Source organism: Leclercia sp. G3L, from assembly GCF_021117075.1.
GTDB classification, from domain to species: domain Bacteria; phylum Pseudomonadota; class Gammaproteobacteria; order Enterobacterales; family Enterobacteriaceae; genus Enterobacter; species Enterobacter adecarboxylatus_C.
In genome coordinates, this window is sequence record NZ_CP088265.1 from 2,385,151 (window position 1) to 2,399,669 (window position 14,519).

A 14,519-nucleotide genomic window follows, 5' to 3' on the forward strand; every position below is an offset into this window, starting at 1 on the left:
TATGACGAGGGAGCAAAATTGCCGGGGGAAAAAGGTCATCTAATTGAAAAATATTTAAAAATTGCGAGATTTTTTGAAGTCTGCTTTTGAGGAAAATTGATATAAAACAATAATCTCCCTCTATCACCCTTTTACTGGTGTGGTTTTTATTGATTTAAGTCAATGAATGACGGGGGTTTGACTGATATATATACACTCAAGCAACAATGGTTTTACCAATTGCCCTAAACAATGGGCGACACCCAATAGTGTAGTTTAAGGGAGACATCACATGATTACTGGTATCCAGATTACTAAAGCTGCAAACGACGACCTGCTGAACTCTTTCTGGCTGCTGGACAGCGAAAAAGGCGAAGCGCGCTGCGTATGTGCAAAAGCAGGCTTTGCGGAAGACGAAGTTGTCCAGGTTAATGCGCTGGGTGAATTCGAATATCGCGAAATCCCAATGGAAATCAAACCGGAAGTCCGTGTGGAAGGCGGTCAGCATCTGAACGTTAACGTACTGCGTCGCGAAACGCTGGAAGATGCCGTCAAGCACCCGGAAAAATATCCGCAGCTGACCATCCGCGTTTCTGGCTATGCCGTTCGTTTCAACTCACTGACTGCAGAACAGCAGCGTGACGTTATTGCGCGTACCTTTACTGCCAGCCTGTAATCGTAGTCAGTACGCAGATAACAAAACGCCGGGTTAACCCCGGCGTTTTTTTTACTCTTCTTTCTGTGAGGCCGGTGCGCTTCCGCTCGGCTTACGGCGCTTGCCCACGTTTTTGGAATCACGGTGGCGTTCCTTAACGCGCGGTTTCTCTTTTTCTTTCGCTTTTTTCTCTGCGCGTTTGGCGAGCACTTTCTTGGACGGTTTACCCGTCATTTTTTCACTTGGTGGACGTGTAGTCGGGCGCAGTTCATCAATCACGCGCGCTTTCACCGGCTCGTCGATGTAGCGGCCCACTTTCTGCAGCAGCAGATAGTCATGCGCCTCTACCAGAGAGATCGCCGTGCCTTTAAGGCCGGCACGTCCGGTACGACCGATACGGTGGAGGTAGACATCCCCGCTGCGCGGCATGTCGAAGTTAATCACATGGCTCACTTCAGGAATATCGATACCACGCGCTGCCACGTCGGTAGCAACCAGCACGTTTACGCGACCTTCGGTCAGGCGTTTAATCCCTTCGGTACGTTTAACTTGCGCCATCTCGCCTTCGAGATAACAGTTGTTAATCCCTGCGGCACGGAGTTGTTCAGCCAGCTCGTGCACACGCTCGCGTTTACGTACAAAGACGATGGTACGCGTCGTATCATCTTGTTTTAACAGGTGCTTAAGTAACTCGAGTTTATGCTCGTAGTTATCGGCACGATAATACCACTGGTGAATTTTTTTGCGCTCACGGGTGGACGGCGTGGCAGAGACCTCTGCCGGATCGTCAAGCAGACGCTCAGCGAAGTCCTTAATGGCATCGCCTTCAAGCGTCGCGGAAAACAGCATTGTCTGTTTGCGCCAGCGTGTTTCGCCCGCGATATGTTCAATATCCTGCGCGAAGCCCAGTTCCAGCATGCGGTCCGCTTCATCCAGAATCAGCGTTTCAACAGCACGACAGTCAAAGTTTTCTTCTTTGATGTACTGCATTAATCGCCCGGTCGTGGCGACCACGATATCCTGGTTCTCGCTGAACACTTCGGCGTGGTTCATGTAGGCTACGCCACCGGTGATTGTCGCAATATCCAGATGGGTATTGGCAGCCAGTTCACGCGCATGCTCCGCAACCTGAACGGCTAACTCACGTGTCGGGGTCAGAATAAGGATGCGCGGCGGCCCGGATTTCTTACGTGGGAAATCAATAAGGTGCTGCAAGACGGGCAGCAGGTACGCCGCTGTTTTACCGGTGCCTGTCGGCGCTGAACCGAGTACGTCGCGGCCTTCTAACGCAGGCGGAATGGCTGCCGCCTGGATGGCAGTCGGGCGTGTGAAGCCTTTATTCTGGAGTGCTTCCAGAAGGCTTTCGTCGAGTTCAAGTTCGGAAAAAGTCGTTACAGTCATGTTCTACCTCTGTGTGGGGCGCTGATTATAGACGTTATGGCTGCGATCTTCATCTGTTTGTGTGGATATCCCTTTTCCCTCGTTGCGCTTTCACCTATGCTACTCCCGTTTCATTTTGAAGGTTGCTCTGACATGTCTCAACTCAAAGCGCAGCTGCGCCGCGATGGTTTTACCTTTAAGCAGTTCTTTGTCGCTCACGATCGCTGTGCGATGAAAGTCGGCACTGATGGCATTTTACTGGGGGCATGGGCACCGGTTGCAGGCGTTAAACGTATCCTCGACATTGGCAGCGGCAGCGGGTTATTAGCCCTGATGCTGGCCCAGCGTACCGGGGAATCTGTCACCCTGGATGCGGTAGAGCTGGATCCGCAGGCGGCCGAACAGGCGGCGGAAAACGTGGCTGAATCACCCTGGGCTTCTCGTATTACTCTCCATTGTGCTGATGTTCTCACCTGGGCGCCAGAGCAAACGGCTCGCTATGACTTAATTGTCAGCAATCCTCCCTATTATGAACCCGGCGTCGGATGCGCAACGCCCGAGCGCGAGCAAGCACGTTCAACCGGCTCGCTCGATCACAGCGCACTGTTAGCCTGTGCGGCAGCGTTGATCACCGAAGAGGGTTTTTTCTGCGTGGTATTACCGGAAAGCGCGGGCAGTGCGCTTATCAATAACGCACTGGAGATGGGTTGGTATTTACGTCTGCGCACCGATATTGCTGACACGGACGGCAGGCTTCCGCACCGGGTGCTGGTGGCACTGTCGCCGAAAGAAGGGGAGTGCTTCAGCGACAGGATGGTGATCCGTGGGCCGGATCAGCGTTATTCCGAGGATTACACGGCGCTGACCCATCCGTTCTATCTGTTTATGTGAGTCAGCGGAGAGAGCACCGACGGCCCGGAGTGCTCAAGTTGTTCCGGGTAGTCGAGCGTATAGTGCAGCCCGCGGCTCTCTTTACGCATCATGGCGCAGCGCACAATCAGCTCGGCTACCTGGACCAGATTACGTAACTCCAGCAGGTTGTTCGAGACGCGGAAGTGGGCGTAATACTCGTCAATCTCCTGCTGTAGCATGGTAATGCGGCGCAGGGCGCGCTCCAGCCGCTTGGTGGTGCGCACAATCCCAACGTAATCCCACATAAAGAGGCGCAGCTCGTGCCAGTTATGCTGGATCACCACCAGCTCATCCGGGTTTTCCACGCGGCTCTCATCCCAGGCAGGCAGGTTTTCTGCCTGGCGGGCATAAGGCATGCGTTTGGTAATATCTTCCGCTGCCGACCAGCCGTAAACAAGACACTCCAGCAGGGAGTTCGAAGCCATACGGTTGGCGCCATGCAGGCCGGTATAGCTCACCTCTCCGATGGCATACAGGCCGTCGACATCGGTCCGGCCATGATCGTCCACCATCACCCCGCCGCAGGTATAGTGCGCTGCGGGCACTACAGGCATCGGCTCTTTAGTGATATCGATGCCTAGCCCCAACAGTTTTTCATAGATGGTCGGGAAGTGCTGGCGCACAAATTCTGCCGGTTTGTGGCTGATATCCAGATACATGCAGTCCACGCCCAGGCGCTTCATTTCATGATCGATAGCGCGGGCCACGACATCGCGCGGAGCCAGTTCGCCGCGCTCGTCGAAGTCCGGCATAAAGCGCGTGCCGTCCGGGCGTTTCAGGTGCGCACCTTCACCGCGCAGGGCTTCGGTCAGTAAGAAATTGCGGGCCTGAGGATGGAACAGGGCGGTGGGGTGGAACTGGTTAAATTCCAGGTTGGCCACGCGACAGCCCGCACGCCAGGCCATGGCAATCCCGTCGCCTGAGGAGATATCCGGGTTAGTGGTGTACTGATACACCTTGGAGGCACCGCCTGTTGCCAGCACCACGGATTTGGCCCGGCAGGTTTCAACCGTCTCTTTATTCCGGTTCCAGACCCAGGCACCCACAACGCGGCGCGTGCCAGGCAGGCCAATCTTGTCGGAAATGATCAGGTCCACCGCATTGCTGCGTTCCAGCACCTGGATATTCGGATGGCTCAACGCCTGGCTGACCAGCGTCGTTTCCACCTCTTTACCGGTGGCATCCGCAGCGTGCAGGATGCGGCGATGACTATGCCCGCCTTCCCGCGTCAGGTGATAGCTCTCTTCACCGTTGGCCTGCACATGCGTATCAAACAACACACCCTGATCGATAAGCCACTGTACGCAGTGGCGAGCATTACTGGCGACAAACTCCGCGGCGTGTTTATCCACGATACCGCCACCGGCAATCAGGGTATCTTCTACATGCGAGTCGATACTGTCCGTTTCATCAAACACAGCGGCAATCCCGCCCTGTGCATAAAAGGTTGAGCCTTCGCTGATGGGACCTTTGCTGAGGACAATCACTTTCTGGTGTGGGGCGAGTCGCAGCGCCAGTGAAAGGCCGGCGGCACCGCTACCGATAATCAGTACATCACAGGAAAGTTCAGAAATTGCGTTCATGATATGTGTTTAATTTACTAAACAGTGTTTGGTCAGCATAGCACCCGAATGCGATGAATCGCACGTTTTTTTTGCGGCTTGTTGCAATGACTAAACAGCCAGCGTGGCGGAGAAGAAACATAAAAAGGGCGAAAATATTTTGCGAAGCAGGTCGTTAGCTTCAGATTTTGTGGTGAAATAAAGCCCGTCTTGCGGTACCCTGCAAGCGGTAAAATGCCAATTCTTATCAGAAACTGGGTGCGTTTCAGTATCAGACTTATAATGATAGAAAATGAACAGTCTGCGACGCGATTAACAAAAACAAAGGCGTGACGGAACTTTTTGAAAAAAAGACCCTCAAAGCAACTGCTTGCTCACAGTGCAGTGTTTGGAGTGGCGTTTCGATAACGCGTGGATTTTAGGTTTGGGGAGACATTACCTCGGATGAGCGAGCAGTTAACGGACCAGATTCTGGTTGAACGGGTCCAGAAGGGAGATCAGAAAGCCTTTAACTTACTGGTGGTGCGCTACCAGCATAAAGTGGCGAGTCTGGTGTCCCGCTATGTACCGTCAGGGGATGTTCCTGATGTGGTGCAGGAGTCTTTTATCAAAGCCTATCGCGCGCTGGAATCTTTCCGGGGAGATAGTGCTTTTTATACCTGGCTGTATCGTATTGCTGTCAATACTGCCAAGAACTACCTCGTCGCTCAGGGGCGTCGTCCGCCTTCAAGCGATGTTGACGCAATCGACGCCGAAAATTTTGAAAGCGGCGGTGCGTTAAAAGAAATTTCGAACCCTGAGAACTTAATGTTGTCAGAAGAACTGAGACAAATAGTTTTTCGCACCATCGAGTCGCTCCCGGAAGATTTACGCATGGCAATTACGTTACGGGAGTTAGATGGCCTGAGCTATGAAGAGATAGCCGCTATCATGGATTGCCCGGTCGGTACGGTTCGCTCACGAATTTTTCGTGCGCGAGAAGCTATTGATAATAAAGTTCAACCGCTAATCAGGCGTTGACGATAGCGGGATACTGGAAAAGGTATTAGGCATGCAGAAAGAACAACTTTCCGCTTTAATGGATGGTGAAACGCTGGACAGTGAGATGCTCAACGAGCTCTCTCGCTCTCCCGAGATGCAAAAAACCTGGGAGAGTTATCATCTCATCCGCGATACCCTGCGCGGCGATACCGGCGAGCTCCTCCATTTTGATATCTCATCTCGCGTAATGGCTGCCATCGAGAATGAACCTGTTTCTCAGGCCACTCCGCTGATTCCTGAAGCCCAACCGGCGCCGCACCTGTGGCAGAAGATGCCTTTCTGGAAAAAAGTGCGTCCCTGGGCGAGTCAACTGACGCAAATCGGCGTCGCTGCTTGCGTATCGCTTGCAGTTATTGTTGGCGTCCAGCACTATAACACCCAATCTGAAGTCAACCAGCAACCAGAAGCGCCAGTGTTCAATACGCTGCCGATGATGGGCAAAGCCAGCCCGGTAAGCCTGGGTATTCCTTCTGATGCATCGGCAGGCGCCGGTCAGCAGCAGCAGGTACAAGAGCAACGCCGTCGTATCAATGCGATGTTGCAGGACTACGAATTGCAGCGTCGTCTGCATTCCGAACAGCTTCAGTTTGAGCAGGCGCAAACCCAGCAGGCTGCTGTGCAAGTGCCCGGAAACCAAACTTTAGGAACGCAATCGCAGTAATGAAGCAACTTTGGTGCGCCATGTCTCTGATGGCGGGTAGCCTGTTGTTCACTGTCAACGCCTCGGCTGATGTATCGTCCGGGGCGTTGTTACAGCAAATGAACCAGGCCAGCCAGTCACTCAACTACGAGCTGGCTTTTATCAGTATCAATAAGCAGGGTGTAGAGTCGTTGCGCTATCGCCATGCCCGTCTTGATAAACAGCCGCTTGCCCAGCTTTTGCAGATGGATGGTCCGCGCCGCGAAGTCGTGCAGCGTGGCAATGAAATCAGCTACTTTGAGCCGGGTCTTGAACCCTTTACGTTGAACGGCGATTACATCGTTGATTCGCTGCCTTCGCTCATCTATACCGACTTCAAACGGCTTGCGCCTTACTATGATTTTATCTCCGTAGGGCGTACCCGCATCGCCGACCGGCTCTGTGAAGTGCTGCGTGTGGTCGCAAGAGACGGGACGCGTTACAGCTATATCGTCTGGATGGATGCGGAGACCAAGCTACCTATGCGGGTCGATCTGCTCGATCGTGATGGCGAGACGCTGGAACAGTTCCGGGTGATCTCCTTTACCATTGACGATCAGGTCGGCAACAGCATGCAGAATCTGGCAAAAGCTAACCTGCCGCCGCTGCTCTCTGTACCGGCGGGCGATCCTGTCAGCTTCAACTGGGCGCCAAACTGGATCCCGCAGGGCTTCAGTGAAGTCTCCAGCAGCCGCCGCCAGCTACCGACGATTGATACCCCGGTCGAATCCCGACTTTATTCCGACGGTTTGTTCAGCTTCTCGGTTAACATCAACCGTGCAACGCCGGTGAGCGCCGATCAGATGCTGCGTACCGGACGCCGGACCGTGAGTACCACCGTGCGTGATAGCGCCGAGATCACCGTCGTGGGCGAACTGCCGCCGCAAACGGCTAAACGCATCGCAGACAGCATTAAATTCAGGGCCGGACAATGATCAAAGAGTGGGCAACTGTCGTTTCATGGCAGGAGGGCGTTGCGCTGGTTAGCTGTGACGTGAAAGCGTCCTGTAACAGCTGCGCCTCCCGCGCCGGTTGCGGAAGCCGGGTGCTTAACAAACTCGGGCCGCAGACGTCGCACACCATCAGCGTCCCCAGTGCAGAGCCGCTGGTGACAGGACAAAAAGTCGAGTTAGGGATCGCTGAAGGCAGCCTGCTGGGCTCGGCGATGCTGGTCTATCTCTCTCCGCTGGTGGGGCTGTTTGCTCTGGGCGGCGTATTCCAGGTGCTGTTCGGCACCGATCTGGCCGCGATGTGCGGCGCAGCCCTGGGTGGCGTGGGTGGCTTTTTACTGGCCCGCGGCTTTTCATCGAGGCTTGCCGTTCGCGAGGAGTGGCAGCCTGTTATTCTCAGCGTCGGGTTGCCCCCCGATGAGCTTCGCGTTGAAATGCTCTCTTCTGAAGCCCGGTGATGTCACCGGGCTTTGCTTTATTTACATCTCATAAAAGAAAACGCTGAATCTTCACGCTAAGCTTGCTGGAAGAGCATTTCCCGGTTAAGGAGATGTAGTGTAGAATGCTGCGTTTTCGCACTGAAAAACGTCAGGCTAAGAACAGCGGCCTCCAGGAATTCGTAAGGCATAATTATTTAACTATATGAAGAACATACGTAACTTTTCGATCATTGCTCACATTGACCACGGTAAGTCGACGCTGTCTGACCGTATTATCCAGATTTGCGGTGGCCTGTCTGATCGTGAAATGGCAGCCCAGGTTCTGGACTCCATGGACCTGGAACGCGAACGCGGTATCACCATTAAAGCGCAGAGCGTGACGCTCGACTATAAAGCGTCTGATGGCGAAACCTACCAACTTAACTTTATCGACACCCCAGGCCACGTAGACTTCTCCTATGAAGTTTCCCGTTCGCTGGCCGCCTGTGAAGGCGCGCTGCTGGTGGTTGATGCCGGGCAGGGCGTAGAAGCCCAGACGCTGGCCAACTGCTATACCGCGATGGAAATGGATCTCGAAGTGGTGCCGGTACTGAACAAAATCGACCTGCCAGCCGCCGATCCTGAGCGCGTAGCGGAAGAGATTGAAGATATCGTCGGTATCGACGCGACGGACGCAGTGCGCTGCTCCGCCAAAACCGGCGTAGGTGTAACCGACGTGCTGGAACGTCTGGTGCGTGACATTCCGGCCCCGGAAGGTGACGCTGATGCGCCGCTGCAGGCGCTGATCATCGACTCCTGGTTCGATAACTATCTCGGCGTTGTCTCGCTGGTGCGTATTAAAAACGGCACCATGCGCAAAGGCGACAAGATTAAAGTGATGAGCACCGGACAGGTCTATAACGCCGACCGTCTGGGGATCTTCACGCCAAAACAGGTTGACCGTACCGAGCTGAAATGCGGCGAAGTAGGCTGGCTGGTTTGTGCCATCAAAGACATCCTCGGCGCGCCGGTTGGCGATACTCTGACCCAGGCACGTAACCCGGCAGATAAAGCGCTGCCAGGCTTCAAAAAGGTGAAACCGCAGGTTTACGCGGGTCTGTTCCCGGTCAGCTCCGATGATTACGAGAACTTCCGTGACGCGCTCGGCAAGCTGAGCCTCAACGATGCTTCCCTGTTCTATGAGCCAGAAAGCTCAACGGCGCTGGGCTTCGGCTTCCGCTGTGGCTTCCTCGGCCTGCTGCACATGGAGATCATTCAGGAGCGTCTGGAGCGTGAATACGATCTGGATCTGATCACCACTGCACCGACGGTAGTTTACGAAGTTGAGACCACCTCGAAAGAGGTTATCTACGTCGACAGCCCGTCCAAGCTGCCGCCGCTGAACAATATTCATGAGCTGCGTGAGCCGATTGCAGAGTGTCACATGCTGCTGCCGCAGGAGTTCCTGGGTAACGTCATCACGCTGTGTATCGAAAAACGCGGCGTGCAGACCAACATGGTTTACCACGGTAACCAGGTTGCGCTGACTTATGAAATCCCGATGGCGGAAGTGGTGCTCGACTTCTTCGACCGCCTGAAGTCAACCTCCCGCGGCTATGCGTCGCTGGACTACAACTTCAAACGCTTCCAGGCCTCCAACATGGTTCGTGTGGACGTGCTGATCAACAGCGAGCGCGTCGATGCGCTGGCGCTGATCACCCACAACGACAATGCTCCGTATCGCGGTCGCGAACTGGTCGAGAAGATGAAAGAGCTCATCCCTCGCCAGCAGTTCGATATTGCGATTCAGGCGGCCATTGGCAACCACATCATCGCCCGTTCGACGGTGAAACAGTTGCGTAAAAACGTTCTGGCAAAATGCTATGGCGGCGACGTCAGCCGTAAGAAAAAGCTGCTCCAGAAGCAGAAAGAAGGTAAGAAGCGTATGAAGCAGGTCGGTAACGTCGAGCTGCCGCAGGAAGCGTTCCTCGCCATTCTGCACGTGGGTAAAGACGGAAAATAATCCTATAAGGAGTTGGCATGGCGAACATGTTTGCCCTGATCCTGGTGATTGCCACCCTGGTGACGGGGCTGTTGTGGTGTCTGGATAAGTTTATCTTTGCCCCGAAACGTCACGAACGTCAGGCCGCCGCACAGGCTGCCACGGGCGACCAGTTGGATGCGAAAACCCTGAAAAAAGTCAGCCCGAAGCCGGGCTGGCTGGAAACGGGCGCTTCGGTCTTTCCGGTGCTGGCGATTGTGCTGGTGGTGCGTTCGTTTATCTATGAACCTTTCCAGATCCCATCCGGTTCGATGATGCCAACGCTGCTGATCGGTGATTTTATTCTGGTGGAGAAGTTTGCTTACGGCATTAAAGATCCGATCTACCAGAAAACGCTGATCGAAACCGGTCATCCAAAACGTGGCGATATCGTGGTGTTTAAATATCCGGACGATCCGCGTCTGGATTACATCAAACGCACCGTTGGCGTACCGGGCGATAAGGTAACCTATAACCCGGTCTCCAAAGAGGTGACGGTTCAGCCTGGATGCAGTTCCGGTACGGCCTGCGGAAGTGCGCTGGCGGTAACCTATTCCGGCGTTGAGCCAAGCGACTTTGTGCAGACCTTTGCCCGTCGTAACGGCGGCGAAGCCACCAGCGGATTCTTCCAGCTGCCGAAAGGCGAGACCAAAGAGAACGGTATTCGTCTGAACGAGCGCAAAGAGACGCTGGGCGATGTGACGCACCGTATCCTGACCGTCTCCATCGCTCAGGATCAACTGGGGATGTACTATCAGCAGCAGGGGCAGCAGTTGGCAACCTGGATTGTGCCGCCGGGACACTACTTCATGATGGGTGATAACCGCGACAACAGCGCGGACAGCCGTTACTGGGGCTTTGTGCCGGAAGCGAATCTGGTTGGCAAAGCGACCACTATCTGGATGAGCTTTGAGAAACAGGAAGGCGAGTGGCCGACCGGCGTACGGTTAAATCGTATTGGCGGCATCCATTAATTCCTGATAAATGAGCACGTAGTCTCTTTAATCAGAGGCTACGTGAATTATTTAAGGGATAAATCTCTTCTGACTAACGACAACCCCTGTCGTTGCGTATAGAATATTCCCCCGAAGTTTAAGGTTGGCGCTGATTCAGTGCCACGGCACACGAAACCGCGTTGGCTCCCTCAGGACGGTTTCGTGTGCTGCATTTTTGACGCATTTATTCTATTGGTATCGCATGAACCCCATCGTAATTAATCGGCTTCAACGGAAGCTGGGCTACACTTTTCAGCATCAGGAGTTGTTGCAACAGGCATTAACCCATCGCAGTGCCAGCAGCAAACACAATGAGCGACTCGAATTTCTGGGCGACTCCATTTTAAGTTTTGTTATTGCGAATGCGCTTTATCACCGTTTCCCGCGCGTGGACGAAGGTGATATGAGCCGCATGCGCGCAACGCTGGTACGTGGCAATACGCTTGCCGAAATTGCCCGTGAATTTGAACTGGGTGAGTGCCTGCGACTCGGGCCTGGGGAACTGAAAAGCGGCGGCTTCCGTCGTGAATCTATTCTCGCGGATACCGTCGAAGCGTTAATCGGTGGCGTTTTCCTCGACAGCGATATCCAGACGGTTGAGCAGCTGATCCTGAACTGGTATCAGTCGCGTCTGGATGAAATCAGCCCGGGTGATAAACAGAAAGATCCAAAAACCCGTTTGCAGGAGTACCTGCAGGGTCGCCATCTGCCGCTGCCATCCTATCTGGTGGTACAGGTTCGTGGCGAAGCACACGATCAGGAATTTACCATCCATTGCCAGGTCAGTGGCCTGAGTGAACCGGTGGTTGGCACAGGTTCAAGCCGTCGCAAGGCGGAACAGGCTGCCGCCGAACAGGCGTTAAAAATGCTGGAGCTGGAATGAGCGAAGAAAAGAGTTACTGCGGTTTTATTGCCATCGTCGGACGTCCGAACGTTGGCAAATCGACCCTGCTGAATAATCTGCTGGGTCAGAAGATTTCCATCACCTCCCGTAAGGCGCAGACCACCCGTCACCGCATCGTCGGTATCCATACCGAAGGGGCGTATCAGGCTATTTATGTCGATACCCCGGGTCTGCATATGGAAGAGAAACGCGCCATTAACCGCCTGATGAACAAGGCGGCGAGCAGCTCTATCGGTGACGTTGAGCTGGTGATTTTCGTTGTCGAAGGCACCCGCTGGACTGCCGACGACGAGATGGTGCTGAACAAGCTGCGCGACGGCAAAGTGCCGGTGATCCTCGCGGTCAACAAAGTTGATAACGTGCAGGAAAAAGCCGATCTGCTGCCGCATCTGCAGTGGCTGGGTAGCCAGATGAACTTCCTCGATATCGTTCCGCTCTCTGCCGAGACCGGTCTGAACGTGGATACCATCGCGGGCATCGTGCGTAAGCATCTGCCGGAAGCGATTCATCACTTCCCGGAAGATTACATCACTGACCGTTCTCAGCGCTTTATGGCGTCTGAAATCATCCGTGAGAAATTGATGCGTTTCCTCGGCGCTGAACTGCCGTACTCCGTGACCGTGGAAATCGAGCGTTTCCAGACCAACGAGCGCGGCGGATATGACATCAACGGGCTGATCCTCGTTGAGCGCGAAGGGCAGAAGAAGATGGTGATTGGCAATAAAGGCGCCAAAATCAAAACCATCGGTATTGAAGCCCGTAAGGACATGCAGGAGATGTTTGAAGCTCCGGTTCACCTGGAACTGTGGGTGAAAGTGAAATCTGGCTGGGCCGATGACGAACGCGCGCTGCGCAGTCTTGGTTACGGCGACGACGTATAAGTCACTAAAACGTGGATGGATGGCAAAGAGCCTTTGTCCTTCACAGCCGTCCGTGGAGCGAAACCAGCCTGATGCTGGACGTCTTCACGGAAGAGTCAGGCCGCGTGCGCCTTGTTGCTAAAGGCGCACGTTCCAAACGTTCTAACCTGAAGGGCGCTCTGCAACCCTTCACACCGCTGCTGGTGCGCTTTAGCGGACGTGGGGAAGTAAAAACCCTGCGCAATGCCGAAGCCGTCTCTCTGGCGCTCCCCCTCTCTGGTATTACGCTGTACAGTGGTCTGTATGTGAACGAGCTCATCACGCGCGTTCTTGAACATGAGACCCGCTTCTCTGAACTCTTTTTCGACTATCTGCACTGTCTCCAGGCGCTGGCAGGCGCAACCGGCTCGCCGGAACCGGCGCTGCGTCGCTTTGAGCTGGCGTTGCTCGGGCATCTGGGATACGGCGTCGATTTTCTGCACTGTGCGGGCAGCGGCGAGCCGGTCGAAGACTCCATGACCTACCGCTATCGCGAAGAGAAGGGCTTTATCGCCAGCATTGTCATCGACAACAGCACCTTCACCGGACGGGATCTGCGGGCGCTGGCGGAACGTGAGTTTCCCGACGTCAGCACCCTGCGGGCGGCAAAACGCTTTACCCGCATTGCGCTCAAGCCTTATCTTGGTGGCAAGCCCCTAAAGAGCCGCGAATTATTCCGGCAGTTTATGCCGAAACGTTAGACTACAGAACAAAAGAAATCCGAGGATTGTCATGGCTGAATTACTGTTAGGCATCAACATCGACCACATTGCTACCCTGCGCAACGCGCGCGGTACGGCATATCCTGATCCGGTTCAGGCGGCATTCATCGCCGAGCAGGCGGGGGCCGATGGCATTACCGTGCATTTGCGCGAAGATCGCCGTCATATCACCGATCGTGACGTTCGTGTCCTGCGTCAGACCCTGGACACCCGCATGAATCTGGAGATGGCCGTCACCGAAGAGATGCTGGCGATCGCCGTTGAGACCAAACCGCACTTCTGCTGTCTGGTACCGGAAAAGCGTCAGGAAGTGACCACCGAGGGTGGGCTGGACGTGGCCGGTCAGCTGGATAAGATGCGTGACGCCTGCAAACGCCTGGCGGACGCCGGGATCCTGGTGTCGCTGTTTATCGATGCCGATGAAGCGCAGATCAAAGCCGCAGCCGACGTGGGCGCGCCGTACATCGAGATCCACACCGGCTGCTATGCCGATGCTGAAGACGATGCCACCCGGGCGAAAGAGCTGGATCGCATCGCCAAAGCAGCCACCTATGCGGCAGGTCTGGGTCTCAAGGTTAATGCCGGCCACGGCCTGACCTACCATAACGTTAAAGCCATTGCCGCCATCCCGGAGATGCATGAGCTGAACATCGGCCATGCGATTATCGGTCGCGCGGTGATGAGCGGCCTGAAAGAGGCGGTGGCAGAGATGAAGCGGCTAATGCAGGAAGCCCGCAAGTAATGGCCATCCTCGGCTTAGGCACGGATATCGTCGAGATTGACCGTATCGAAGCGGTGATTGCCCGTAGCGGCGATCGCCTTGCCCGCCGGGTGCTCAGCGATAACGAATGGGCCATCTGGGAGACGCACCAGCAGCCGGTGCGTTTTCTTGCCAAACGTTTTGCGGTGAAGGAGGCTGCGGCGAAAGCCTTCGGCACCGGGATCCGCAACGGTCTGGCCTTTAATCAGTTCGAAGTGTTTAACGATGAGCTGGGCAAACCGCGCCTCAGGCTATGGGGCGAGGCGTTAAAGCTGGCGGAAAAGCTGGGCGTGGCGCATATACACGTGACGCTGGCCGATGAACGTCATTACGCCTGCGCCACGGTGATTATCGAAAGTTAAATCTTATCCGCGTGGTGCATCAGGACAAACTTGTCCCACAGCTGCTCTTCGGATTCTGAATGTGCCGGATCCTTCAGGATGGTATTGGGGATCGGGCACACCTTCTGGCAGGTTGGCGTCTCGTAATGGCCAATGCATTCGGTGCAGCGGTCGCTGTTAATCTCATAAATGCTGTCCCCCATCGAAATCGCCTGGTTCGGGCATTCAGGTTCGCACATATCGCAATTGATGCATTTTTTGGTGATTAACAGCGCCATCA

The 14,519-nt window shown here is 54.7% G+C and carries 17 protein-coding genes; 14 read left to right on the forward strand and 3 right to left on the reverse strand.

Going from position 1 to position 14,519, the window contains the following annotated elements; all coding sequences use genetic code 11:
* The first annotated feature begins 271 nt into the window (after window positions 1-271).
* Window positions 272-655, forward strand: coding sequence for an autonomous glycyl radical cofactor GrcA (grcA, locus tag LRS40_RS12860; RefSeq protein WP_103180763.1), 384 nt, complete (start codon window positions 272-274; stop codon window positions 653-655).
* Between the two features lie 51 nt (window positions 656-706).
* Here grcA and srmB read toward each other — a convergent pair whose 3' ends face one another.
* Complete coding sequence (srmB, locus tag LRS40_RS12865) at window positions 707-2,035, reverse strand: ATP-dependent RNA helicase SrmB (protein WP_142486743.1); 1,329 nt, start codon at window positions 2,033-2,035, stop codon at window positions 707-709.
* A 132-nt stretch (window positions 2,036-2,167) separates the two neighbouring features.
* Here srmB and LRS40_RS12870 point away from each other — a divergent pair, with 132 nt between their 5' ends.
* On the forward strand, window positions 2,168-2,905 hold the full coding sequence (locus tag LRS40_RS12870; RefSeq protein WP_142486742.1) for a tRNA1(Val) (adenine(37)-N6)-methyltransferase: 738 nt from the start codon (window positions 2,168-2,170) through the stop codon (window positions 2,903-2,905).
* Here the strand turns inward: LRS40_RS12870 and nadB are convergent.
* Window positions 2,890-4,509: an L-aspartate oxidase gene (gene nadB, locus LRS40_RS12875; protein WP_231313850.1), complete on the reverse strand. Its 1,620-nt coding sequence runs from the start codon at window positions 4,507-4,509 to the stop codon at window positions 2,890-2,892. The two genes, LRS40_RS12870 and nadB, sit on opposite strands and share 16 nt — an antisense overlap.
* Window positions 4,510-4,867: 358 nt before the next feature.
* On the opposite strand from nadB, the gene rseD reads away from it, so the two are divergent.
* The 12 genes from rseD to acpS all read left to right on the forward strand — a co-directional run bounded on the left by rseD (window position 4,868) and on the right by acpS (window position 14,260).
* Window positions 4,868-4,936 (forward strand): rpoE leader peptide RseD, encoded by a 69-nt coding sequence (rseD, locus tag LRS40_RS12880; protein ID WP_231313890.1) that lies wholly within the window; start codon window positions 4,868-4,870, stop codon window positions 4,934-4,936.
* Window positions 4,933-5,508, forward strand: a complete 576-nt coding sequence (gene rpoE / locus LRS40_RS12885) for an RNA polymerase sigma factor RpoE (RefSeq protein WP_032613187.1) — start codon at window positions 4,933-4,935, stop codon at window positions 5,506-5,508. Before rseD ends, rpoE begins: the two co-directional genes overlap by 4 nt.
* A gap of 31 nt (window positions 5,509-5,539) precedes the next feature.
* Window positions 5,540-6,190: an anti-sigma-E factor RseA gene (rseA, locus tag LRS40_RS12890; protein WP_231313851.1), complete on the forward strand. Its 651-nt coding sequence runs from the start codon at window positions 5,540-5,542 to the stop codon at window positions 6,188-6,190.
* Window positions 6,190-7,143: a sigma-E factor regulatory protein RseB gene (rseB, locus tag LRS40_RS12895; protein ID WP_142486738.1), complete on the forward strand. Its 954-nt coding sequence runs from the start codon at window positions 6,190-6,192 to the stop codon at window positions 7,141-7,143. Before rseA ends, rseB begins: the two co-directional genes overlap by 1 nt.
* Window positions 7,140-7,616: a SoxR-reducing system protein RseC gene (gene rseC / locus LRS40_RS12900; RefSeq protein WP_142486737.1), complete on the forward strand. Its 477-nt coding sequence runs from the start codon at window positions 7,140-7,142 to the stop codon at window positions 7,614-7,616. The genes rseB and rseC overlap by 4 nt, the downstream gene beginning before the upstream one ends.
* 184 nt (window positions 7,617-7,800) lie before the next feature.
* Complete coding sequence (gene lepA, locus LRS40_RS12905; protein ID WP_032613179.1) at window positions 7,801-9,600, forward strand: translation elongation factor 4; 1,800 nt, start codon at window positions 7,801-7,803, stop codon at window positions 9,598-9,600.
* Window positions 9,601-9,617: 17 nt separating this feature from the next.
* Window positions 9,618-10,592, forward strand: a complete 975-nt coding sequence (lepB, locus tag LRS40_RS12910) for a signal peptidase I (RefSeq protein WP_142486736.1) — start codon at window positions 9,618-9,620, stop codon at window positions 10,590-10,592.
* A gap of 223 nt (window positions 10,593-10,815) precedes the next feature.
* A complete protein-coding gene (rnc, locus tag LRS40_RS12915; RefSeq protein WP_032613175.1) occupies window positions 10,816-11,496 on the forward strand; it encodes a ribonuclease III in 681 nt (226 codons plus the stop codon).
* Window positions 11,493-12,398, forward strand: coding sequence for a GTPase Era (gene era, locus LRS40_RS12920; RefSeq protein WP_142486735.1), 906 nt, complete (start codon window positions 11,493-11,495; stop codon window positions 12,396-12,398). The genes rnc and era overlap by 4 nt, the downstream gene beginning before the upstream one ends.
* A gap of 11 nt (window positions 12,399-12,409) precedes the next feature.
* Window positions 12,410-13,117 carry a DNA repair protein RecO gene (gene recO / locus LRS40_RS12925; RefSeq protein WP_142486734.1) on the forward strand — a complete coding sequence of 236 codons (708 nt, stop codon included), beginning with the start codon at window positions 12,410-12,412 and terminating at the stop codon, window positions 13,115-13,117.
* Window positions 13,118-13,148: 31 nt separating this feature from the next.
* Window positions 13,149-13,880: a pyridoxine 5'-phosphate synthase gene (pdxJ, locus tag LRS40_RS12930; RefSeq protein WP_142486733.1), complete on the forward strand. Its 732-nt coding sequence runs from the start codon at window positions 13,149-13,151 to the stop codon at window positions 13,878-13,880.
* Window positions 13,880-14,260, forward strand: a complete 381-nt coding sequence (acpS, locus tag LRS40_RS12935; RefSeq protein ID WP_142486732.1) for a holo-ACP synthase — start codon at window positions 13,880-13,882, stop codon at window positions 14,258-14,260. The genes pdxJ and acpS overlap by 1 nt, the downstream gene beginning before the upstream one ends.
* On the opposite strand, the gene LRS40_RS12940 is transcribed toward acpS, so the two are convergent.
* A complete protein-coding gene (locus LRS40_RS12940) occupies window positions 14,257-14,517 on the reverse strand; it encodes a YfhL family 4Fe-4S dicluster ferredoxin (RefSeq protein ID WP_106994567.1) in 261 nt (86 codons plus the stop codon). The genes acpS and LRS40_RS12940 overlap by 4 nt on opposite strands.
* Window positions 14,518-14,519: the final 2 nt, after the last annotated feature.

Bases quoted from the DNA above. Each gene is read 5' to 3' on its own strand.
- rnc (WP_032613175.1), top strand. From the start codon at position 10,816: ATGAACCCCATCGTAATTAATCGGCTTCAACGGAAGCTGGGCTACACT.
- nadB (WP_231313850.1), bottom strand. From the start codon at position 4,509: ATGAACGCAATTTCTGAACTTTCCTGTGATGTACTGATTATCGGTAGC.
- LRS40_RS12940 (WP_106994567.1), bottom strand. From the start codon at position 14,517: ATGGCGCTGTTAATCACCAAAAAATGCATCAATTGCGATATGTGCGAA.
- acpS (WP_142486732.1), top strand. From the start codon at position 13,880: ATGGCCATCCTCGGCTTAGGCACGGATATCGTCGAGATTGACCGTATC.
- lepA (WP_032613179.1), top strand. From the start codon at position 7,801: ATGAAGAACATACGTAACTTTTCGATCATTGCTCACATTGACCACGGT.
- era (WP_142486735.1), top strand. From the start codon at position 11,493: ATGAGCGAAGAAAAGAGTTACTGCGGTTTTATTGCCATCGTCGGACGT.
- grcA (WP_103180763.1), top strand. From the start codon at position 272: ATGATTACTGGTATCCAGATTACTAAAGCTGCAAACGACGACCTGCTG.
- rpoE (WP_032613187.1), top strand. From the start codon at position 4,933: ATGAGCGAGCAGTTAACGGACCAGATTCTGGTTGAACGGGTCCAGAAG.
- srmB (WP_142486743.1), bottom strand. From the start codon at position 2,035: ATGACTGTAACGACTTTTTCCGAACTTGAACTCGACGAAAGCCTTCTG.
- rseB (WP_142486738.1), top strand. From the start codon at position 6,190: ATGAAGCAACTTTGGTGCGCCATGTCTCTGATGGCGGGTAGCCTGTTG.
- rseA (WP_231313851.1), top strand. From the start codon at position 5,540: ATGCAGAAAGAACAACTTTCCGCTTTAATGGATGGTGAAACGCTGGAC.
- lepB (WP_142486736.1), top strand. From the start codon at position 9,618: ATGGCGAACATGTTTGCCCTGATCCTGGTGATTGCCACCCTGGTGACG.
- rseC (WP_142486737.1), top strand. From the start codon at position 7,140: ATGATCAAAGAGTGGGCAACTGTCGTTTCATGGCAGGAGGGCGTTGCG.
- LRS40_RS12870 (WP_142486742.1), top strand. From the start codon at position 2,168: ATGTCTCAACTCAAAGCGCAGCTGCGCCGCGATGGTTTTACCTTTAAG.
- pdxJ (WP_142486733.1), top strand. From the start codon at position 13,149: ATGGCTGAATTACTGTTAGGCATCAACATCGACCACATTGCTACCCTG.